General features: G+C 69.5%; 17 protein-coding genes and 1 tRNA gene. 4 read left to right on the top strand and 14 right to left on the bottom strand.

What is annotated here, in order from left to right:
* Nucleotides 1-3: 3 nt before the first annotated feature.
* From NS220_RS12785 to NS220_RS12770, 4 genes are all read right to left on the bottom strand, one after another.
* Nucleotides 4-498, bottom strand: a complete 495-nt coding sequence (locus NS220_RS12785) for an FMN-binding protein (protein WP_058624432.1) — start codon at nt 496-498, stop codon at nt 4-6.
* Nucleotides 499-805: 307 nt separating this feature from the next.
* The gene (locus tag NS220_RS12780) at nt 806-1,840 is read right to left on the bottom strand and encodes a ribose-phosphate diphosphokinase (protein WP_058624431.1); all 1,035 of its coding nucleotides are present in this window, start codon (nt 1,838-1,840) and stop codon (nt 806-808) included.
* Entirely contained in the window at nt 1,830-3,278 is a 1,449-nt protein-coding gene (glmU, locus tag NS220_RS12775; protein WP_058624430.1) for a bifunctional UDP-N-acetylglucosamine diphosphorylase/glucosamine-1-phosphate N-acetyltransferase GlmU, read from the bottom strand. Before glmU ends, NS220_RS12780 begins: the two co-directional genes overlap by 11 nt.
* Before the next feature lies 1 nt (nt 3,279).
* Nucleotides 3,280-3,351, bottom strand: a tRNA-Gln gene (locus NS220_RS12770).
* Nucleotides 3,352-3,484: 133 nt separating this feature from the next.
* On the opposite strand from NS220_RS12770, the gene NS220_RS12765 reads away from it, so the two are divergent.
* Nucleotides 3,485-3,937 (top strand): MarR family winged helix-turn-helix transcriptional regulator, encoded by a 453-nt coding sequence (locus NS220_RS12765; protein WP_058624448.1) that lies wholly within the window; start codon nt 3,485-3,487, stop codon nt 3,935-3,937.
* Nucleotides 3,934-4,446: a hypothetical protein gene (locus NS220_RS12760; protein WP_058624429.1), complete on the top strand. Its 513-nt coding sequence runs from the start codon at nt 3,934-3,936 to the stop codon at nt 4,444-4,446. The genes NS220_RS12765 and NS220_RS12760 overlap by 4 nt, the downstream gene beginning before the upstream one ends.
* A 46-nt stretch (nt 4,447-4,492) precedes the next feature.
* Here NS220_RS12760 and NS220_RS12755 read toward each other — a convergent pair whose 3' ends face one another.
* The 8 genes from NS220_RS12755 to mgrA form a co-directional block, all read right to left on the bottom strand.
* Nucleotides 4,493-6,286: an ABC-F family ATP-binding cassette domain-containing protein gene (locus NS220_RS12755; RefSeq protein WP_058624428.1), complete on the bottom strand. Its 1,794-nt coding sequence runs from the start codon at nt 6,284-6,286 to the stop codon at nt 4,493-4,495.
* Nucleotides 6,287-6,400: 114 nt separating this feature from the next.
* The gene (locus NS220_RS12750) at nt 6,401-7,318 is read right to left on the bottom strand and encodes an ABC transporter substrate-binding protein (protein WP_058624427.1); all 918 of its coding nucleotides are present in this window, start codon (nt 7,316-7,318) and stop codon (nt 6,401-6,403) included.
* Between the two features lie 38 nt (nt 7,319-7,356).
* Nucleotides 7,357-8,115: an ABC transporter permease gene (locus NS220_RS12745; protein ID WP_058624426.1), complete on the bottom strand. Its 759-nt coding sequence runs from the start codon at nt 8,113-8,115 to the stop codon at nt 7,357-7,359.
* Complete coding sequence (locus NS220_RS12740) at nt 8,112-8,792, bottom strand: ABC transporter permease (protein WP_058624425.1); 681 nt, start codon at nt 8,790-8,792, stop codon at nt 8,112-8,114. The genes NS220_RS12745 and NS220_RS12740 overlap by 4 nt, the downstream gene beginning before the upstream one ends.
* Nucleotides 8,789-9,613 (bottom strand): ABC transporter ATP-binding protein, encoded by an 825-nt coding sequence (locus NS220_RS12735; protein WP_058624424.1) that lies wholly within the window; start codon nt 9,611-9,613, stop codon nt 8,789-8,791. Before NS220_RS12735 ends, NS220_RS12740 begins: the two co-directional genes overlap by 4 nt.
* A gap of 13 nt (nt 9,614-9,626) precedes the next feature.
* Nucleotides 9,627-9,929 (bottom strand): DUF427 domain-containing protein, encoded by a 303-nt coding sequence (locus NS220_RS12730; RefSeq protein WP_058624423.1) that lies wholly within the window; start codon nt 9,927-9,929, stop codon nt 9,627-9,629.
* A gap of 134 nt (nt 9,930-10,063) precedes the next feature.
* Nucleotides 10,064-10,990: a 4-(cytidine 5'-diphospho)-2-C-methyl-D-erythritol kinase gene (locus NS220_RS12725; RefSeq protein ID WP_058624422.1), complete on the bottom strand. Its 927-nt coding sequence runs from the start codon at nt 10,988-10,990 to the stop codon at nt 10,064-10,066.
* Nucleotides 10,987-12,054, bottom strand: coding sequence for an L-glyceraldehyde 3-phosphate reductase (mgrA, locus tag NS220_RS12720; protein ID WP_058624421.1), 1,068 nt, complete (start codon nt 12,052-12,054; stop codon nt 10,987-10,989). Before mgrA ends, NS220_RS12725 begins: the two co-directional genes overlap by 4 nt.
* 113 nt (nt 12,055-12,167) lie before the next feature.
* On the opposite strand from mgrA, the gene NS220_RS12715 reads away from it, so the two are divergent.
* Nucleotides 12,168-13,748 (top strand): stealth family protein, encoded by a 1,581-nt coding sequence (locus tag NS220_RS12715; RefSeq protein ID WP_058624420.1) that lies wholly within the window; start codon nt 12,168-12,170, stop codon nt 13,746-13,748.
* Here NS220_RS12715 and NS220_RS12710 read toward each other — a convergent pair.
* On the bottom strand, nt 13,699-14,634 hold the full coding sequence (locus NS220_RS12710) for a phosphodiesterase (protein WP_058624419.1): 936 nt from the start codon (nt 14,632-14,634) through the stop codon (nt 13,699-13,701). The genes NS220_RS12715 and NS220_RS12710 overlap by 50 nt on opposite strands.
* A gap of 183 nt (nt 14,635-14,817) precedes the next feature.
* Complete coding sequence (rsmA, locus tag NS220_RS12705; RefSeq protein WP_058624418.1) at nt 14,818-15,657, bottom strand: 16S rRNA (adenine(1518)-N(6)/adenine(1519)-N(6))-dimethyltransferase RsmA; 840 nt, start codon at nt 15,655-15,657, stop codon at nt 14,818-14,820.
* A gap of 96 nt (nt 15,658-15,753) precedes the next feature.
* On the opposite strand from rsmA, the gene NS220_RS12700 reads away from it, so the two are divergent.
* Nucleotides 15,754-17,172 carry a sugar porter family MFS transporter gene (locus NS220_RS12700; protein ID WP_440589464.1) on the top strand — a complete coding sequence of 473 codons (1,419 nt, stop codon included), beginning with the start codon at nt 15,754-15,756 and terminating at the stop codon, nt 17,170-17,172.
* The last annotated feature ends 189 nt before the right edge of the window (nt 17,173-17,361 follow it).

Genomic DNA, 17,361 nt, shown 5'->3' with positions numbered 1-17,361 from the left:
ACGTCAGGCCTTGGCCTCGGTCTTGATGGTGTCGACGGCCTTGTTGAAGCCCCCGCTGGTGAGCGAGGAACCCGCGACCTTGCTCACCGAGATCTCGTCGAGCTTCTTGCCGACGACCTCGCTCTTGATACCGCCGATGAACTTGCTCTGGTACTGCTTGGACTCGGCCGCCTGGGGGTCGCCCGTGACGGTCACGTCGGTGATGGTGTCTCCCGCGAGCGTGAGGGTGACGTCGACGGTCTCGACGCTCTCGGGCGTCGCGTACTGGCCGGTGGCCTCGTACGTGCCGTCCTTGTACGTGCCCGACGCGCTCGAACCGGTGGTCGAGCCGCCGGTGGTGGCGCTCGAGCTCGGGGCCGAGGTGGCGGCCGGAGCGGCGGGGGCGGCGGCGTCGGTGGTCGTGCCGCCCGAGCAGCCGGCCAGGGTGACGATACCGGCGACGCCCAGAAGGGCGGTGCCGATGCGGACGGGACGGGGTACGGCAGTGGTGCGGATCATGAGGGTCCTCCTTCGGTCGTGCCTCGCGGCGCGTGCGTGCTCACGGTAGGGACACGACCTCGGGCACTCCCCGGTTCATTCTTTTGTGCGGGCTATGAAGGGACGGCGCGCAGGTCCCCGAGCCCGCGGCACAGGTCACCGAGCCCGCAGCACAGGTCCCTGAGCCCGCAGCACAGGTTCCTGAGCCCGTCGAAGGGACCGGAGGCTTCGACACGCTCAGCCACCTCCGCCATGGCGCTCAGCTCACCGATCCGCAGAACGAACTCAGCCGCCTCCCGGAGGGAGACGGCTGAGGGGTCGAGGACGCTTACGCGTCGCCGCCGAACATGCTCGTGACCGAGCCGTCCTCGAAGACCTCGTGGATCGCGCGCGCGAGCAGTGGCGCGATCGGAAGGATCTCGAGCCGCTCGAAACGGCGCTCCTCGGGGATCGGAACCGTGTCGGTCACGACGACCTGGTCGATCGCGGCATCCTGCAGACGCTCGGTCGCGGGGTCGCTGAAGATCGCGTGGGTCGCGGCGACGATGACCTTGCGGGCACCGCTGGCCTTGAGGGCCTGCGCGGCCTTCTGGATCGTTCCGCCGGTGTCGATCATGTCGTCGACGAGGAGGCAGGTGCGGCCCTTCACGTCACCGACGATCTCGTGCACCGAGACCTGGTTGGCGACCTTCGGGTCACGGCGCTTGTGGATGATCGCGAGCGGCGCGCCGAGGCTGTCGGACCAGGTGTCGGCGACGCGCACGCGGCCCATGTCGGGAGAGACGACGGTCAGGGTCTCGCGGTCTTCACCGGTCAGGCCCTGCTCGAAGTGCTCGAGCAGCACGGGCTTGGCGAAGAGGTGGTCGACGGGGCCGTCGAAGAAGCCCTGGATCTGCGCGGCGTGCAGATCGACGCTCATGATGCGGTCGGCGCCCGCGGTCTTGAGCAGGTCGGCGACGAGGCGCGCGCTGATCGGCTCGCGACCGCGGCCCTTCTTGTCTTGCCGCGAGTACGGGAAGTACGGGGCGACGACCGTGATGCGCTTGGCCGAGGCGCGCTTGAGGGCGTCGAGCATGATGAGCAGCTCCATGAGCCACTCGTTCACGGGCGGGCCGAACGACTGCACGACGAACACGTCGCATCCGCGGATCGACACCTCGAAGCGGGTGTAGATCTCGCCCGAGGCGAAGGTGCGGTGCTCGGTGGGGGCCAGCTCGGTGCCCAGGTGCTGGGCGACCTGAGCGGCCAGCTCGGGGTGCGAGCGGCCCGAGGCGACGACGAGCCGCTTCTTGGTCTTGGCGACGAGCCCGGGGGCGATGCCGTTGTCGCGGTCGAGGTCTACACGATTCTTCTTACGAGCCATCGGCCGCTTCCTGTTCAGCCCGAGCCCGCGCGGCCACGTCGGCCGCCGCGGTGCCCGGTCGGTTCTTCTCGACCCACCCCTCGATGTTGCGCTGGGGTGACACGCTGAGCGCCAGCGCACCGGGCGGGACGTCCTTGCGGATGACCGCTCCGGCACCCGTCTTGGCGCCGTCTCCAATCGTAACCGGCGCGACGAAGACGTTGTGCGAGCCGCTGTGCACCTCGTCTCCGATCACCGTGCGGTGCTTGGTGAGATCGTCGTAGTTCGCGGTGATCGCACCGGCGCCGAGGTTGACGCCGCGTCCGATGTCGGTGTCGCCGATGTACGACAGGTGCGGCACCTTGCTCCCCTCACCGATGGAGGAGTTCTTCACCTCGACGAACGTGCCGACCTTGCCGTTCACCCCGACCCGCGCGTTCGCGCGCAGGTAGGCGAAGGGGCCGACGGTGGCGCCGGCCTCGACCACGGCGAGGGTCCCGTCGGTGCGGGTGACCGTGGCGTCCTCGCCGACCTCGCAGTCGGTGAGCGTGGTGTCGGGGCCGATGGTGGCGCCCGAGGCGATGACGGTCGCGCCGCGCACGTGCGTATTGGGGAGGATCGTGACGTCGGGAGCGAGCGTCGCCGTGACATCGATCCAGGTGGTCGCGGGGTCGACGACCGTGACGCCCTCGAGCTGCCAGCGACGCACCGTGCGGGCGTTGAGCGTGCGCCCCGCCTCCGACAACTGCACGCGATCGTTGACGCCCAGCGCCGCCGCGGCGTCGGAGGTGACGGATGCCGCGACCCCGAGCTGCGCGTCACGGAGCAGACCGACGACGTCGGTGAGGTATTTCTCGCCCTGGGCGTTGTCGGTGCCGACGAGCGCGAGCTGCGTCCGCAGCGGAGCCGACTGGAAGACATAGACGCCGACGTTGATCTCGGTGACCGCGGCCTCGTCGGCCGTGGCATCCTTCTGCTCGACGATGCGGCGCACGCCGTCGGTCTCGTCGCGCAGGATGCGGCCGTACCCGAACGGCTGATCGACTCGCGCACTCAGCAGGGTGACGGCGGTGCCGCCGCTGCGGTGGGTCGCGAGCAACTCCGTGAGCGTGCCGGTCTCGAGCAGCGGGACGTCGGCGCTCAGCACGAGCACATCGCCCTCGAACCCCTCGAGGGCCCCGAGGGCGGCCTCGACCGCGCGCCCCGTGCCGGGGACCTCGTCCTGGTCGACGACGACGACACCGGGAGCGAGTTCGGCGACGGTCTCGGCGACCTGCTCGCGCTCGTGTCGTACGACGACGACGATGCGGGCGGGATCGAGGGATGCCGCGGTGTCGAGCACGTGGCCGACGAGGGGACGCCCGCCCACCGGGTGCAGCACCTTGGGGATGCGGGAGCGCATACGGGTTCCCTGGCCCGCGGCCAGGACGACGACGGCGAGCTCGGTCGTTGAGGTCATGCTCCGCCGCCAGGATTCGAACCTAGACCTAACAGCTCCAAAGGCTGTCGTGCTGCCGTTACACCACGGCGGATCGTGCCCGAGGGCACCGGTCAAGTCTGCCAGACGCGCCACCCGCGCGTCGGCGGGGCGCACGCTCTCGCCATAATGAGAGCGTGAGCACGCACGGGGACAGCGACGAGGTCGACCGTATCGTCGATGCCTGGATGCGCCAGCGCCCCGATCTGGACTTCTCCCCTCTCGAAGTGCTCTCGCGCGTGGCGCGGCTCTCCCGCCACCTCGACATCGCCCGTAAAGAGGCGTTTCGTCGCAGCGACATCGAGTCGTGGGAGTGGGACGTCCTCTCGGCGCTGCGTCGCGCCGGGGAGCCGTACCAGTTGAGCCCGAAGCAGTTGCTGCAGCAGACCCTCGTCTCCAGCGGCACCATGACCAACCGCATCGATCGGCTCGTCGCCCGCCGATTCGTGCGCCGCGAGGCCGACCCCGGCGATGGACGGAGCATTCTCGTGACCCTCACCGACGACGGGCGCGTCCGCGTGGACGCCGCCATCACGCGCCTGGTCGACGCGGAGGCGCTGTTGCTCGACGGACTGTCGCGCAGCGACCGCGACCGCCTCGCCACGCTGCTGCGCAAGCTGAGCATGGGATTCGACGCGTGAGCGAGACGGTGCAGGCCGCGCCCTGGTGGCGCCGCGTCGTCGCCTGGTTCGACGTGCGCTTCCGCTCGCCCGCGGCGATCTACGGCTTGATCGTGTTCACCGCGTTCGTCACCATCGCCGAGGACCACTCCGACGACGTCGAGGACATGCTCGCGACCTCCGTGGCGAGTCTGATCATCTTCTTCATCGCGCACGTCTTCGCCCACACTCTCACCGAGCACGCGGAGCACGGTTTCCGCGGGGCGACGCGCAACGCCCTGCGCCACGGCGCGGGAATGCTCTACGCCTCGGTCCCGCCCATCCTCGTGCTGGTGATCGTCGACGCGAGCGGCGGGAGCCTCGCCGACGCCGTGGACTACTGCATGCTCGCGACGTTCGGGGTGCTCGCGATCCTCGGGTACCACGCTTTCCAGAGCCGAAAGGCCCCGATCTGGGCCCGCCTGCTCGGTGCTCTCGCCACGGCGATGCTCGGCCTGTTCATCGTCGTGCTCGAGTACGGCTTCCACTGAGGCCGATCTGACGCCGCATCGACGGCACCGCATCGACGACGCGGCGTCAGCCGATCGCCTCGGTGAGCTCGAACCACCGCGCCTCGAGCTCGTCGCGCTCGGACTCCATCGCGCCGATGCGCTCCATCTCCTTGCCCAGCCCCACGTAGTCCGCCTGGTCGTGGTCGGCGAGAGCCGCCTTCGCTTTGTCGATCTGCTGCTGAAGCTTCTCGATCTTCCGCTCGGCGGCCGAGGCCTCCTTCTGCGCCGCGCGAAGATCGGCGCCCTGCAGGCCCGGAGCCGCAGGAGCGGATCCGGATGCCGCCGGCCTCGAGGGCTCGGCATCCTGGAGCGCCCGCAGGCGCAGGTACTCGTCGACTCCCCCGGGGAGGTGGCGGAGCTTCGTGTCGAGGATCGCGTACTGCTGGTCGGTGACGCGCTCGAGGAAGTATCGGTCGTGCGAGACGACGATGAGGGTGCCCGACCACGAGTCGAGCAGGTCTTCCATGGCCGCGAGCATGTCGGTGTCGAGGTCGTTGGTGGGCTCGTCGAGGATCAGCACGTTGGGCTGGTCGAGGATCACGAGCAGCAGCTGCAGGCGCCGCTTCTGCCCACCGGAGAGATCCTTGACCGGGGTGGAGAGCTGGGCGCTCGAGAAGCCGAGACGCTCCAGCAGCTGCCCGGGGGTCAGCTCCTGCGCCTTCGACCCGGTGCCGAAGGCGTAGGTGGTGCGGAGGTTCGAGATGACCACGCGGACGGGGTCGTTCAGGTGCTGGTCGAGTTCGTCCAAGCGCTGGGTCAGCGTGGCGACCTTGACGGTCTTGCCGCGCTTCACGCGTCCGGACGTGGGCTCGAGCGACCCGGTGACGAGGTTCAGCAGCGTCGACTTGCCCGCGCCGTTGACACCCAGGATGCCGGTCCGCTCCCCCGGCGCGATGCGCCACTCGACGTCCTTGAGCACCGTCTTCTCGCCGAACGCGACGCCCGCGTCGAGCAGGTCGACCACATCCTTGCCGAGGCGCGCGACCGCGAGGGACTGCAGGGCGACCTTGTCGCGGATCTCGGGCACGTCGGCGATGAGCTCGTTCGCGGCGTCGATGCGGAACTTCGGCTTCGACGTGCGCGCCGGGGCTCCGCGGCGCAGCCACGCGAGCTCCTTGCGGGCGAGGTTCTGTCGGCGCTGTTCGATGGATGCCGCCTGGCGGTCGCGCTCGACGCGCTGCAGGATGTACGCCGCGTACCCGCCCTCGAAGGGCTCGACGATCCGGTCGTGCACCTCCCACGTGGTGTTGCAGATCTCGTCGAGGAACCACCGGTCGTGCGTGACGACCAGCAGTCCGCCGGCCGACGGCGCCCAGCGCTTCTTGAGGTGTCCGGCGAGCCACGTGATGGCCTCGACGTCGAGGTGGTTGGTGGGCTCGTCGAGGAAGAGCACGTCCCAGTCGCCCGACAGCAGCTTCGCGAGGGCGACGCGGCGGCGCTGGCCGCCGGACAGGTCTCCGAGCCGCGCGTCCCAGGGCAGGTCGCCGAGCAGCCCGGCGATCACGTCGCGCGTGCGCGCGTCGCCCGCCCACTCGTGCTCGGGCCGGTCACCGACCACCGCGTGGCCGATCGTGTCGTCGTCGTCGAGGGTGTCCTGCTGATCGAGCACGCCCACGGTCACCCCGCCGCGCACCGTCACGCGCCCGCCGTCGGGCTCGCGGATGCCGGCGAGCATGCCGAGCAGGCTCGATTTGCCGTCGCCGTTGCGGCCGACGATTCCGATGCGATCGCCCTCGTTCACGCCGAGCGAGACGGAGTCGAAGACGACCTTGGTCGGGTATTCCAGGTGCAGGGCTTCGCCCCCGAGCAGATGTGCCATATCCGTCCCAGGCTACGCGGTGCGCAGGTGTCGTCGAGCGCGCCGGGTCGAGGCATCCGGAAACGACGACGGGGCCGCCCGGCGAACCGGACGGCCCCGACGGGGAGGAAGGACTCAGAGGCCGTTGGCCGAGAGCCATTCCTTCGCGATGTCGGCGGACGACTTCTGGTCGACCGTCGACTCGACGTTCATCGCGATGAGACCCTCGGTCGTGAGCTTCGCGCTGACCTTGTTCAGCACGTCGGACACGTCGGAGGCGACGTTCGCGTTCACGACGGGGACGACGTTCGACGCGAGGAACAGGTCCTTGGGGTCGGCCAGGTTGACGAGGTTGTCGGTCTTGACGCGGGGGTCGGCCGTGTAGACGTTCGCGACCTGGATCGTGCCGGCGATGAGGTCGTCGACCGTGGTCTCACCCGTGGCCGAGAACTGCACACTCACGCCGTAGGTCGACTGCAGGCCCTTCGGGCCGTAGGGGCGATCGGCGAGCTCGGAGTTCCCGCCCAGGGTGAGACCCGAGGTCACCTTCGCGAGGTCGGCGATCGAGGTGAGGCCGTTGGCGTCGGCGAAGGCCTTGGTGACGGTGACCGAGTCCTGGTCGGTCGCGGGCGACTGGTCGAGGACCTCGAGACCCTCGGGAAGAGCCGCGGGCAGGGCCTTGTAGACGTCATCCGCGCTCCGGGCGGTGGTGTCCGCTTCGAAGAACTGCAGGAGGTTGCCGGTGTACTCGGGGAAGACCGAGACGGTGCCGTCCTCGAGCAGCGGGATGTAGGCGTCGCGCTGACCGATCTGGAACTGGCGCTTCACGGTCTTGCCGGCGCCCTCGAGTGCCTGCGCGTAGATCTCGGCGATGATCTCGTTCGAGTAGTACGCCTGCGAGCCGACGACGATCTCGTCGGACGAGGCCGAGGCGTCGCCGCCGCCGTTGCTGAGGGGGTCGCTCGATCCTCCGCCGCAACCGGCGAGGGCGAGCGAGGCGACCGCGAGGCCGGCGAAGAGGCCGAGGCCCTTCCGGGTTCGTGCTGTGAACATGGGTGCTCTCTTTTCTGGTGATTCGGGAATCGGGTGGGTCAGGAGGGCGCCGGGGGCGCGGAGGGCGCTCCCACGGCGAGGGCCTCGGCGCGACGCCGACGGGCGGAGCGCCGTTGCGGCTGGGCAGAACCGGCGACACGGATGCCACGGGGCACGACCAGGTGCTGGAGAAGGGCGAAGAGCCCGTCGGTGACGAGGGCGAGCACCGCCACCAGGATGGCGCCGCCGATGAGCATGTCGAAGCGGCGGAGCGGGATCGCGGCGATGATGTACTGCCCGAGCCCGCCGAGGCCGATGTAGGCCGCGATCGTGACCGTCGCCAGCACCTGCAGGGTCGCCGCGCGAATGCCGCCGACCAACAACGGCAGCCCGAGCGGGACCTCGATGCGCCAGAAGATCTGCATCTCGGTCATGCCCATCGAGCGTCCCGCGTCGATCACACGGCGATCGATCGCTTCGAGACCGGTGTAGGCGCCGGCGAGGAGCGAGGGGATCGCGAGGATGACGAACGAGATGACGGCGGCCTCGGGCTTGTGCAGGACACCGAGGAGCAGCGTCAGCAGGATCAGCAGACCGAAAGACGGGACGGCACGCGCCGCTCCGGAGATCGCGACCGCCGTCTCGCGCCCTTTTCCGGTGTGGCCGATGATCCAGCCCAGGGGGATGGCGATCGCTCCCGCGATCACGACCGCGATGACCGTGTACAGCAGCTGCACGCCCAGAGCCTGGCCGAGCGGGTCGAACGGGCTCTGATCCCCCGAGAAGATCCAGGCGAACGCGTCGCCGATGAGGTTCATGCCTTCACCAGCGTCCGGTTGGAGATGCGCGACACGGTCCTCGTGCCCCGCGTCCAGGGCATGAGCAGACGACCCGCGAGGACGAGCAGCAGGTCGATCACGAGGGCGAGCACGACGACGGCGATGACCCCGGCGAACACTTCCGGGATGATGCGCCGCTGCAGACCGTTCGTGAACAGGTAGCCGAGATTCTGGATGCCGACGAGGATGCCGACCGTCGCGAGAGCGATCGTGCTGGCCGAGGTGACGCGGAGCCCCGCGAGCACCACGGGACCGGCGAGCGGCAACTCCACCGCCCAGAAGCGCCGGAAAGAGCCGTAGCCGATCGCGGTGGAGGCCTGACGCACCCCGGCATCCACGGAATCGAGTCCGTCGGCGACCGCGCGGACGAGGATCGCCACCGCGTAGATGGCGAGCGCCACGATGAGGTTGTTCTCGCTGATGATGCTGTACCAGCCCGTGAGGACGGGGACGAGGATCAGGAGCGCGAGCGAGGGGATCGTGTAGAGCAGCCCGGTGATCGTGATGACGCTGCTGCGCACCAGGCGGTACCGCCACGCGACCCATCCGATCGGGATGCTCACGATGAAGCCGGCGATCAGCGCGATGAGACTCTGGCGCAGGTGCACCAGGGTCAGCTCCCCGATCAGCTCGAGATTGTTGCCTACCCAGTTCACGGGTGGGAGTCCTCCACGAGTGCGCCCTGCGTTCGCCCCTCGGCATCCACGACGACGGTGCCGTTCGGGGTCTGCTTGAGGTGGAGGGCCCGCTTGCCCTTCACCGCGCCGATGAAGCTCGCCACGAAGTCGGATGCCGGGTTCTCGACGATCTCGCTCGGAGAACCGACCTGCGCGATGTGCGCGCCCTTCTCGAGGATCACGACCTGGTCGCCGAGCAGGAACGCCTCGTCGATGTCGTGCGTGACGAACACGATGGTCTTGCCGATCTCGCTCTGCAGACGGAGGAGCTCCTGCTGCAGTTCGTCGCGCACGATCGGGTCGACGGCACCGAACGGCTCGTCCATGAGGAGGATGTTGGGGTCGGCCGCGAGTCCGCGCGCCACGCCGACGCGCTGCTGCTGTCCGCCCGAGAGCTGGCTCGGGTACCGATCGGCCATCGCGGTGTCCAGGCCCACCGTCTCCATGAGTTCGAGCGCCCGGGTGCGGGCGGACTTGCGGTTCTTCCCCTGGAGGACGGGGACCGTGGCGATGTTGTCCGCGACGGTGAAGTGCGGCAAGAGGCCGGAGTTCTGCATGACGTAGCCGATGCTCCGGCGCAGCTGGACGGCGGGCTTGCCGCCGATGTCGTCGCCGTCGATCGAGATCGTGCCCGCGGAGGGCTCGACCATCCGGTTGATCATTCGGAGCAGGGTGGTCTTTCCGCAGCCCGAAGATCCCACGAAGACGGTCGTCTTGCGCGAGGGGATCACGAGGCTGAAGTCGTCGACGGCGCGAGTGCCGTCGGGGAAGACCTTCGAAACGGTCGAGAACTCGATCATGCTGTGCCCGACCTCAGTCGGAGACCACGACCTTGCGATCGAAGGCCACATACCCCGCGAAGTCGGTGCCCACGCGCTCGACCGCGCCGGGGCGCAGGTCGGGGTACGACCAGGCGCCGTCGGCGAGCTCCGCGCCGTCGAGCGAGACGTTCCAGTACTGGACCGCGCCCTTCCACGGACACGTGTACGGGGTCGGGCTCTCGTTCAGGGCACCCTCGCGCACCGCGCGCGGCGGGAAGTACCAGTTGCCCTCGATCGACACCACGTCATCGCGGTCGGCTTCGGCGATCACGACGCCGTCGAGCACTGCCTTCATGGCGAACCCCCTTCGTGGCCCCGCGGGCACGGCACCCGGCGGTGGATCGACCACCTCCCGAGAGGCTAACCGGGTCGATGCCGGGCAAAACGAACATTGCCCCGTGTGACGGGCTGGTCTAGGGTGCGGGTCGCTCAGAGGACGCGGGCGCCGCCGACAGGCCCGTGGACGTGCAACGCGACGAGCCCGGCGGCGCTCAACGTGACCTGCAGATCGATCGCCGACTCCTCGTCGGCCGCGAGGAACGCGAGCGTCGGGCCCGACCCGGAGACCAGGCCGGCGAGGGCTCCGGAGCTCTCGCCGCGCTCGAGAACCCGCGCGAGGTCGGGTCGCAGATGAAGAGCGGGAGCCTGCAGGTCGTTGCGCAGCGATGCGGCCAGCATTCCGGCGTCGCCCTGGCGCAGTGCGTGGAGCACCTCGGGCGCCACGGCCGGGACGCGCGGAGCCGGACCGATGTCGACGGCGTGGCGCTCGCGGTGCGCGTCGAGCTCGCCGTAGACGACGGGCGTCGACATCCCGACCTCGTTCGGCACCAGCACCCAGTCGAAGCGTCCGCGTGCCAGCGCGGGGTTGAGCTCGTCGCCGCGCCCCGTTCCCACGGCCGTTCCCCCGAGGAGCGCGAACGGGACGTCCGCGCCGAGCTGCGCGGCGAGCCGCACCAGTTCCGAGGTCGGCATCCCGAGACCCCACAGCGCGTCGCAGGCCACGAGAGCTGCCGCCGCGTCCGCCGACCCGCCGCCCATCCCACCGGCGACGGGCACGGCCTTGACGATCGAGAGGTGGGCGCCGCGGTCGATCCCCGCGGTCTCCGCCAGCAGGCGCGCCGCCCGCACGGCGAGATTGCGGTCGTCGGTGGGCACGCCCGCGACGTCGACGGGCCCACGCGCGACGACCTCGATCGTGAAGTCGTCGGCGGCCGTCGCGGTCATCTCCTCGTAGAGCGAGACGGCCTGATAGGCGGTGGCCACGTCGTGGTACCCGTCGTCCTTGACGTCGCCGACCTCGAGGAAGACGTTGATCTTCCCCGGTGCCCGGACACGGACCGATTCGGTGGAGCTCATGATGTCGACGACGCCCGCCAGAGGTCGACGTCGGCGGCCTCGGACAGCGCGTCGATGCGCTCGAGCTCCTCGGCGTCGAATGCGGGACCGTCCAGCGCGGCGAGATTCTCGTCGAGCTGCTCGGTGCGCGAGGCGCCGATGAGGGCGGATGCCACGGTCTCGTCGCGAAGCACCCACTGCAGCGCCATCTGCGCCAGGGTCTGCCCCCGCTCGGTGGCGATGACGTTGAGGCTGCGCAGCGCGGAGAGGGCGGCATCCGTCAGCATCCGGTCGGGAAGCGACGACCGCTTCTGGGAGCGGTCGGCCTGGCCCCCGTCGAGGTACTTGTCGGTGAGGAGTCCCTGGGCGAGCGGCGTGAAGGCGATCGCACCCATCCCCTCCTGGCGGAGCGTCGCCGTCAGACCGTCCTCGACCCAGCGGTTCAGGATCGAGTAGGACGGCTGGTGGATCACGAGCGGCGTTCCCAGGGAGCGGGCGACGGCGGACGCCTCGGCCGTGCGCTCGGCGCTGTAGGACGAGATGCCCACGTAGAGCGCCTTGCCCTGGCGCACGAGCGTGTCGAGGGCTCCGATGGTCTCCTCGATCGGGGTGACCGGGTCGACGCGGTGCGAGTAGAAGATGTCGACGTAGTCGACGCTCATGCGTTTCAGGGACTGGTCGGCGCTGGCCAGGAGATACTTGCGCGACCCCCAGTTGCCGTAGGGCCCTGGCCACATGTCGTACCCGGCCTTGGACGAGATGATGAGCTCGTCGCGGTAGCGGCCGAAGTCCTCGCGCATCATGCGGCCGAAGTTCGTCTCGGCCGAACCGTACGGCGGGCCGTAGTTGTTCGCGAGGTCGAAGTGGGTGATGCCCCGATCGAACGCGTGGCGGAGGACCTCGCGCTGACGGTCGAACGGCACGTTGTCGCCGAAGTTCCACCACAGTCCGAGCGAGATGGGCGGCAGGTAGAGGCCGCTCCCACCCACCTGGCGGTATGCGACACTGGAATGTCGCGCATCCCGCGCGCTGTAGGGCCGGTGAAGGTCGGGTACGTCCGGGCCGAATCGAGCGGGATCAGTCACTCTTCGACAGTAGCGCGCCCACCCCCCTGCTTCGGCCCCGGCGCCGAAACGCTCCCGTAACGCCGAGTATCTACGGTGTACGGATTCACCATCGACCCCTGAGGAGGCCGCATATGCGCTCGATCGTTCCCCTTCCGATCGACACCGATCCCTGGCGGGCCCTTCTCTCGCGATCCGATATCCGGATGCTGGACGGCATCCTGCACGTCATCGACGACTCCTCCACGCCGTCGGATGCCGAGCGCACCGACCTGCTCACCGTCGCCGAGGCCATCGAGGGCGCCGGGGTCTCGGTGATGCTCGTGCGCGACGCCAACCGTCGGCCGAAGCTCGTCGTCGACACGGTCCACGCGGCGACGGCGTTGGCGGCCCTCCGCGACCCCGAGCTCGGCCCCGTGTACCTCAAGGCGCGCGGCGAGGACCCCGTTCCCGCGCACAGCGTCGCCCCCTCACCCGGGTCGGTCGAGGCGTACGCCGTCTTCCGCCCCCGCACGTCCACCGAGGGCTCGTACCGCTACGGGGCGGCGCTCGCCCCGCGGCTGGAGTTCTGGCGCTTCGGCGAGAAGACGGTCGAGGCTCCGCGCCCCAGCGCCCTCACCCGCCGCCGCTTCGCCCGCGCCGATCTCGACCTCGTCGAGGTCGAGCGCTACGGACGCCGGTGGCAGACCGTCGCGGGCATGTTCGACCCGCACCCGAAAGAGTTCGTCGACGACATCGACATGGTGTTCTCGTGGGTGGACGGCTCGTCGAGCGAGTTCCAACGTCAGCGCGCCGCGCGCATGCAGGGCTATGTCGTGGGCGACGGCGACGACAACGCCGCGCGGTATCGCCAGGTCGACGAGCTGCGGTACGCCCTGCGCAGCGTGCACATGTACGCCCCGTGGGTGCGCCGGATCTTCATCGCGACCGACTCCCCCACCCCCGAGTGGCTCGCCGATCACCCGAAGGTCACGATCGTGCGCAGCGAGGAGTTCTTCGCCGATCCATCTGTGCTGCCCACGCACAACTCGCACGCCGTCGAGGCGCAGCTGCATCGCATCCCCGGTCTCGCCGAGCACTTCCTCTATAGCAACGACGACATGTTCTTCGGCCGTCCGGTGACACCGGAACTGTTCTTCAGCGGCGGTGGCGTGAGCCGGTTCGTCGAGAGCGGCATCCGGATCGGCAGCGGGGCAGCCCACGTCGACCGTTCGGGACACGACAACGGCCTGCGCGTGAACCGCGCCCTGCTGAAGGAGCGCTTCGGCCGGGTCATCACCCTCGACCTCGAGCACTGCGCGACGCCGCTGCGCCGCTCGGTGGCGTTCGAGCTCGAGCAGGAGTTCGCCGAGGACTACGCCCGCACGGCCGCGAGCCGCTTCCGTTCCGCCACCGACATCTCGGTCACGAACAGCCTGTATCACTACTACGCGCTGGCCACGGGACGGGCGGTGGTCACGACGGAGCCGCGCACGCGCTACGTGCAGACGACGCAGCTGGATTCGCTGCGCACGATGGAACGCCTCGTTTCGCGTCGCGACACCGACATGTTCTGCCTGAACGACGGCAGCGTTCCCGAGATCCCCGAGGAGGTGCGGGTGCCCGCGCTTCGCGCATGCCTGGAGCGCTACTTCCCCGTCGCGGCCCCGTGGGAGAAGACGAGCGTCAGCGCAGAACCGGCAACGGCGTCGTCGGCGGCGACACCGGCCCACTGAGCCCGCGGTTCGCCGGGACCTCGATGCCCGCCGCGCGCAGACGTTCTCGCGACTCGGCGGCATCGACGTATTGCAGTTCCTCGGCCGCACCGAGCGGCACCACCGAGTGCACAATGGTCTCGTCGTAGACGTGCACGAGGTTGAAGCCCTGCGCGCCGTCCTGCGGACGGGTTCCGCCCACCGGCACCATGAGGTCCTGCGTGTAGCAGGTGGCCGAGGCCACCGACACCGGGATGCCCGCGAAGGTCGCGAACGTCGAATAATGCAGGTGACCGGCGAGGATCGCCCGCACGTCGGTCCCCCGGAGCACGGTCGCGAGGCTGCGCTGGTCCCGCAGCTCCACCGACGCGGCCAGGTCGAGCACGCTCGGCACGGGCGGGTGGTGCAGCGCGAGGATCGTGCCGAGCGGCGCGGGCGTCGCGAGCACATCGGCGAGCCAGGCGAGCTGCTCGGGTGTCACCTCGCCGTGGTGGAAGCCCGGGACCGAGGTGTCGAGCGTGACGATGCGGAGGCCGTCGAACTCGTCGACGCGGTCGACCGGCGCGGTCGGGTCGGCGACGTCGCCCGGAAGCAGGTGGGAGCGGAACGTCGCGCGGTCGTCGTGGTTTCCCATGACCCACACGACGCGCGTCTCGAGGCGCTCGGCGAGGGGCTCGACGAGCGCGCGGACACGGTCGTACGCGTCGCTCTCGCCGAAGTCGGCGAGGTCGCCCGTGAAGACCAGGGCGTCGGGACGGACCCCAGATGCCTCGATCGCGGTGACCGCGCGGGCCAGGTAGGCCTCGGAGTCGACGCGGTCGTAGAGCGGGGCCCCGCCGGCGCGCAGATGGGTGTCACTGAGGTGCAGCAGCACCCTCTCGGCTCGGGGGTACTCGGCGTAACGCATCTCGTTCCTCTCGGGTCGTCGGGTGCGACCTCGTGACCGGCGTGATGCTCCCGGTTGGGCTGAAATGTTACAGGCATGTTTCACGAACGCGAGATGAACGCCACACGAATTCACCCGATCGCACCACGCGCGCTCCGCGGGCACGCCGGAAGAACCAGCGTCTCGCCGGCCCGGGGTGAGGTGTCAGAGCGCCGCGATGCGGGCGTAGTCGTCGACCGTGAGCTGCTCACCGCGCAGCGTGGGATCGACCCCGGCGCGTTCGAGCTGGGCCGATGCCTCCGCCGCCGTGCCGCCGAGGACGCCCGACAACGCCTGCCGCAACATCTTGCGGCGCTGCTGGAACGCGGCATCCACGATCTGGAAGGTGCGACGCCGGTGCTCCTCGGTGCCGCGGGGTTCGGCATCCCGCTCGAAGGCGACCAACACGCTGTCGACGTTCGGAACGGGCCAGAAGACCTGCCGCGACACCGTGCCCGCCAGTCGCCATGAGCCGTACCAGGCCGCCTTCACGCTCGGCGCCCCGTACACCTTCGACCCGGGAGGGGCGGCGAGGCGCTCCCCCACCTCGGCCTGCACCATGACGACGCCACTGCGGAGGTAGGGGAACGTCTCGAGGAAGTGCAGCAGCACCGGCACCGACACGTTGTACGGGAGGTTGGCCACGAGAACGGTCGGCTCGCCCGGCAGGCTGTCGACCCGGAGGGCGTCGGCGCCGATGACCGTCAGCCTGTCGGCGGGCACGTCGTGGTCCGCGGCGGTCGTGGGGAGGCGCTCGGCGAGGCGGTGGTCGATCTCGACGGCCACGACCGCGGCTCCCGTCTCGAGGATCGCCAGGGTGAGGGACCCGAGCCCTGGGCCGATCTCGACGACACGATCGGATGCCGAGACCTCGGCGACCTGCACGATCTTGCGCACCGTGTTGGCGTCGACGACGAAGTTCTGCCCGAGTTTCTTGGTCGGGGTGACGTCGAGCTCGGTCGCGAGCCGGCGGATCTCGGCGGCACCGAGGAGGGAAACGGGCATTGTTCCACTGTAGTCAGGCTTCCGCCACCCGTCTGGTGAGAGGAGTACGTTGAGCGGGTGAGTCAGACGCAGTCCATCCCCGCGAACGCTTTCACCATGCGAAGCCCCTTCGGCCGACGAGCCATTGTGCTCTCGGTCGCGGCGGCGGTGGGTGGGTTCTTGTTCGGCTTCGACTCCTCGGTCATCAACGGTGCCGTGCAGTCGATCGAAACCGAGTACACGAAGGTCCCGACCCTCACCGGCTTCGTCGTCGCGATCGCCCTCATCGGCTGCGCGATCGGAGCGATCGCCGCCGGCGCGCTCTCGGACCGCTTCGGTCGGCTCAAGGTGATGATGGTCGGCGCCGTGCTCTTCCTGGCGTCGTCGATCGGTTCGGCGCTGACGTTCAGCGTGCTCGACCTCACGATCTGGCGCGTCATCGGCGGTCTCGGCATCGGCATCGCCTCCGTGGTCGCACCGGCGTACATCGCCGAGGTCGCTCCCCGGCAGATCCGTGGCAGTCTCGCGTCGCTCCAGCAGCTGGCGATCACCCTCGGCATCTTCGCGGCGCTGCTCAGCAACGCCCTCCTCGTGGGAGCCGCCGGCGGCACGGCCGACAACCAGCTGTGGTGGGGCCTCGAGGCCTGGCGCTGGATGTTCCTGGTCGGTGTCGTCCCCGCCGCAGTCTACGGACTGCTGGCGTTCACGATGCCGGAGTCTCCGCGCTTCCTTCTCGCGCGCGGCCGTTCCGACGAAGCCCGCGCGATCTTCGCCCGACTCGTCCCCCCGGCCGACCTCGACAAGACCATCAACGAGCTGACCAGCGCGATCGAGACCGACCGCAAGAACAAGGGCGCCTCGCTCGCCGGCAAGACCCTGGGCCTTCAGCCGATCGTGTGGATCGGCATCATCCTGTCGGTGTTCCAGCAGTTCGTCGGCATCAACGTGATCTTCTACTACTCCACGAGCCTCTGGCGGGCGGTGGGCTTCGACGAGAGCGACTCGCTGCTCATCGGCGTCATCACGTCGGTGACGAACGTGCTGGTGACCCTCATCGCGATCTGGCTCGTCGACCGGGTCGGGCGCAAGCCCCTGCTGCTCGTCGGTTCGGCGCTGATGGCCCTGTCGCTCGGTGCGATGGCGCTGGCGTTCTCGTTCGCCACCGGTTCGGGGCAGGACGTCTCGCTCCCCGGCATCTGGGCGCCGGTCGCCCTCGTGGCGGCGAACCTCTTCGTCGTCGGCTTCGGTGCCTCGTGGGGTCCGCTGGTGTGGGTGCTGCTCGGCGAGATCTTCCCCAGCCGGATTCGCGGCAAGGCGCTCGGCGTCGCCGCCGGTGCGCAGTGGCTGGCCAACTTCCTCGTCTCGTGGACGTTCCCGCAGCTGGCCGACTGGTCGCTCGCCATCACCTACGGCGGCTACGCGTTCTTCGCAGCCCTGTCGTTCGTCTTCGTCCTGTGGAAGATCCCCGAGACCAAGGGCATGGAGCTCGAGCAGACCGAGACGTTGTTCGTCCGCAAACCCAAGAAGACCGCCTGAGAGGACCCACGCATGACCAACAACTCGAAGTCCCACGAGGAGATCCGCGAAGAGCGGGAGTCCGCGCAGAAGGAGAAGGACCGCCTCGAGCGCGCCGAGGAAGCCCGCCTCGACGATGAGAAGCGCTGAGTCCGACCCCGACACGGAAGGCCGGCATCCCCGCGGGGATGCCGGCCTTCCGTGTCGGGG

Source organism: Microbacterium testaceum, from assembly GCF_001476655.1.
Classification (GTDB): Bacteria; Actinomycetota; Actinomycetes; order Actinomycetales; family Microbacteriaceae; genus Microbacterium; species Microbacterium testaceum_C.
Note: the sequence above shows the minus strand (reverse complement) of the source record. Positions and strands in the feature narration are given on the sequence as shown.

Coding starts and splice junctions, on each gene's coding strand:
- NS220_RS12750 (WP_058624427.1), bottom strand. CDS start 7,318: ATGTTCACAGCACGAACCCGGAAGGGCCTCGGCCTCTTCGCCGGCCTC.
- glmU (WP_058624430.1), bottom strand. CDS start 3,278: ATGACCTCAACGACCGAGCTCGCCGTCGTCGTCCTGGCCGCGGGCCAG.
- NS220_RS12700 (WP_440589464.1), top strand. CDS start 15,754: ATGCGAAGCCCCTTCGGCCGACGAGCCATTGTGCTCTCGGTCGCGGCG.
- NS220_RS12735 (WP_058624424.1), bottom strand. CDS start 9,613: ATGATCGAGTTCTCGACCGTTTCGAAGGTCTTCCCCGACGGCACTCGC.
- NS220_RS12765 (WP_058624448.1), top strand. CDS start 3,485: ATGCGCCAGCGCCCCGATCTGGACTTCTCCCCTCTCGAAGTGCTCTCG.
- NS220_RS12715 (WP_058624420.1), top strand. CDS start 12,168: ATGCGCTCGATCGTTCCCCTTCCGATCGACACCGATCCCTGGCGGGCC.
- NS220_RS12725 (WP_058624422.1), bottom strand. CDS start 10,990: ATGAGCTCCACCGAATCGGTCCGTGTCCGGGCACCGGGGAAGATCAAC.
- NS220_RS12755 (WP_058624428.1), bottom strand. CDS start 6,286: ATGGCACATCTGCTCGGGGGCGAAGCCCTGCACCTGGAATACCCGACC.
- NS220_RS12710 (WP_058624419.1), bottom strand. CDS start 14,634: ATGCGTTACGCCGAGTACCCCCGAGCCGAGAGGGTGCTGCTGCACCTC.
- NS220_RS12780 (WP_058624431.1), bottom strand. CDS start 1,840: ATGGCTCGTAAGAAGAATCGTGTAGACCTCGACCGCGACAACGGCATC.
- rsmA (WP_058624418.1), bottom strand. CDS start 15,657: ATGCCCGTTTCCCTCCTCGGTGCCGCCGAGATCCGCCGGCTCGCGACC.
- NS220_RS12785 (WP_058624432.1), bottom strand. CDS start 498: ATGATCCGCACCACTGCCGTACCCCGTCCCGTCCGCATCGGCACCGCC.
- NS220_RS12745 (WP_058624426.1), bottom strand. CDS start 8,115: ATGAACCTCATCGGCGACGCGTTCGCCTGGATCTTCTCGGGGGATCAG.
- NS220_RS12730 (WP_058624423.1), bottom strand. CDS start 9,929: ATGAAGGCAGTGCTCGACGGCGTCGTGATCGCCGAAGCCGACCGCGAT.